Consider the following 3188-nt stretch of genomic DNA (forward strand, 5'->3'; position numbering starts at 1 on the left):
CTAATTTAGCAAAGCTTCTTCCTGCACAACGGCTTGAATCTGTTGTGCGGTATAAGTATATTTCCCGGTATGGGCTATAAAGATGTCTTTATTCTGCAGCAATTCACGGTTGGCAATTAAAGATTTAAGGCTCACGTTGCCAATTACATATTTATAATGTTGGTTTGAAAAGCGTTCCTGAATGTTTTCAATCTTAAGCTTGTCTAAGGTATACTCATGTTCATAGCGTAAATATACCTCCAGGCTCACATTATCTGTATGCACCAGGCCATTCTTGTGCTGGTATTTTTTATATTCATACTTATAGCCGTAGCGCAAAGCAGCAATATCAGATAAAACTGCGGCACCCGTAGGGTGGCCACCGGCACCTTTACCAAAAAAGAACTGTTTGTCGGCGAATGCAGCCTGCACTGTTACACAGTTGTATTCATTTTCAACGTTGTAAATAAAATCATCAGATTTCACAAACTTGGGCAACACAAAAGTAATGACTTGTTGTGTGCTAATTTTACGTGCTGTAGGTACCAGTTTTATCTTGAAATTCTTTTCACGGGCATATTTAATATCATACTCGTTTAAATTTTGAATACCTACATTCAGAATTTTATCCGGGTTGATGAATAGACCATACGCATGTGCCGTAGCAATAGCCAGTTTAAATTTAGCATCGTAGCCACCAACATCCAAAATAGGGTTGGTTTCGGCGAAGCCTAAATCCTGTGCTTGTTTAAGGGCAACATAGTAATCCATGTTCTCATTAAAGATTTTCGAAAGGATATAGTTGGATGAGCCATTGAAAATTCCACTGATGCCATGCAAAAGCTCATTGTCGTAATACTCTTCAAGATTCCTGATGATAGGGATACTGCCGCAAACAGCACCTTCGTATAAAAGCGAGGTGCCGTGTTTTTCTTGCAGCTCATACAATTCAGCAAGGTTATTGGCAATCATTTTTTTATTGGCAGAGACTACATTTTTACCTGAAGTCAATGCTTTTTTAACAATATTATAGGCAGCATCTGCATCATCAATCAATTCAACAATGGTGTTGATCTCCGGATTATCTAAAAGCTCCTGATGGTCGGTGGTAAATAATTTGGCATCAAGGTTACGTTTTTTGTCAGGATTTTTGATCGCAATTTTCACGATTTCAATATTCAGGTCCTGACCTTTAATGATATCGAGTAACCCTTGTCCTACAATTCCAAAACCAAATAAACCTATTTTTAGTTTCTTACTCATTTATGCTGTCTTTTGTAATTTTATAATCTTTTTATTGATGCTTGATTTTAAAAAATTGCCTACCAATTTGGTTAGGGCTTCAGTTTCAATCAGGAAACCATCATGGCCATAAGAGGATTCAATGGTTTGAAATTCTGCATCCCTGATATGGTTGCTGATCAGCTGTTGTTCTGACACTGGAAAAAGCACGTCGTTTTCTACGCCAATCACAAGCGTATTTGCTTTTATAGCAGCCAATGCATCAGCAATACTTTTTCTTCCCCTGCCCACATTGTGGCTGTCCATTGCTTTACTTAAATACCAGTAACTATAGGCGTTGAAACGTTTGCACAGTTTCTCCCCCTGGTAGCTTTGGTAAGAAGAAGCCCTGAAGCCTGTGGTTTTATCATTCACTGTTTCCAGCTGGGTAGAGGCATAAGCATCATAGGTCCGGTAGGATAATAAAGCTATGCTCCGGGCAACCTTAAGGCCTTTTAAACCACCATCAGGTTTTTGCGCATAGAAGCTCCGGTCTGTGGTAATGGCTAAACGCTGGCTTTCGTTGAAAGCAATGCCCCATGGAGAGTGTACGGCATTTGTTGCTACAACAATAAGGTTGTCAATTTTATGTGGATCTATAATAGACCATTCCAATGCCTGCTGACCGCCAAGAGAACCGCCAATCAATACTTTAATGCGGTCAACCTGCAGGTGATCTGCAAGAAGGCCATGTGCTTTTACCATATCCCTAACGGTAAATTCTGGAAAAGCAAGGTAGTAGGGCTGTCCGGTAACAGGATTAGTGCTCAGCGGACTAGTTGTGCCATAATGTGAACCGATGATATTGGCACAGATGATAAAATGATCTTTTGGATTAAACAAGTCATTGGCACCAAAAAGACCCTTCCACCAGTCAAGTACATCAGAATTTGCTGTAAGCGCATGGCAAGCCCAAATGACGTTGTCTTTTCTGGCATTAAGTTTACCATAGGTTTGGTATGCAATGTCCAAACCTCTAAGTTTTTTTCCACTCTCTAGTTTAAAAACTTTTTGGTAATGATAGGTATTGATCGTACTCATTTGTATACTTCTATAATGGTTAGGCAGTTTGTGCTTCTCTGTGTTTTACTTTTTGAAAAGCCTGCTCAAAATCTGCTTTGATATCGTCTATATGTTCAATGCCCACGGATACACGCAATTGATTTGGCGTAACCCCTGCAGCGGCTTGTTCTGCTTCACTTAATTGTTGATGGGTGGTGGCAGAAGGCTGGATGATCAACGTTTTTGCATCGCCCACATTGGCCAGGTGGCTCACCAGTTTAAGGTTATCAATAACACTGGTTACGTCTTCTTTGGAGCCATCCAACTCAAATGACAACACTGCACCAAAGCCATTCTTTAAATATTTTTTAGCTAAAGTATGGTAGCGACTGCTTTCTAAACCAGGGTAGCTTACCGATTTTACCTGAGGGTGGTTTTCTAACCAGGTGGCTAGTTCTAAGGTGTTTTCTACATGTCGCTGTACCCTTAAAGATAAAGTTTCCAAGCCCTGGATCAACAGGAAAGCATTGAAAGGGGATAGTGCAGGGCCAAAGTCTCTCAGGCCTTCCACTCGGGCACGGATGGCAAACTGAATGTTCCCAAAAGGACCATCAGGACCAAAAACTTCACTGAATACTAAGCCATGGTAGCCTTCAGAAGGACTGGAGAATTGAGGATATTTTCCATTTCCCCAATTGTAATTACCACCATCTACAATAACACCACCAATGCTGGTACCATGACCACCAATCCATTTTGTGGCAGACTCTACCACCACATGTGCTCCATGTTCTAAGGGTCTGAACAGGTAACCAGCAGCACCAAAGGTGTTATCAACGATCAAGGGAAGGTCATGTTGGTTGGCAATAGCGGCAATACGCTCAAAATCAGGTATGCTGAAAGATGGGTTACCTACGGTTTCTAAA

General features: G+C 40.9%; 3 protein-coding genes. All 3 read right to left on the minus strand.

The annotated features are described in order from the left end of the window. Nucleotides 1–1242 carry a homoserine dehydrogenase gene (locus ACR2F7_RS14810; RefSeq protein ID WP_432714321.1) on the minus strand — a complete coding sequence of 414 codons (1242 nt, stop codon included), beginning with the start codon at nt 1240–1242 and terminating at the stop codon, nt 1–3. Next, nucleotides 1243–2301, minus strand: a complete 1059-nt coding sequence (locus tag ACR2F7_RS14815) for a homoserine O-acetyltransferase family protein (RefSeq protein WP_432714322.1) — start codon at nt 2299–2301, stop codon at nt 1243–1245. Between the two features lie 19 nt (nt 2302–2320). After that, nucleotides 2321–3188: O-acetylhomoserine aminocarboxypropyltransferase/cysteine synthase family protein (locus ACR2F7_RS14820; protein WP_432714323.1), on the minus strand; the 868-nt coding region annotated here is incomplete at its 5' end.

It is taken from the genome of Pedobacter sp. (genome assembly GCF_045628745.1).
Taxonomy (GTDB): Bacteria; Bacteroidota; Bacteroidia; order Sphingobacteriales; family Sphingobacteriaceae; genus Pedobacter.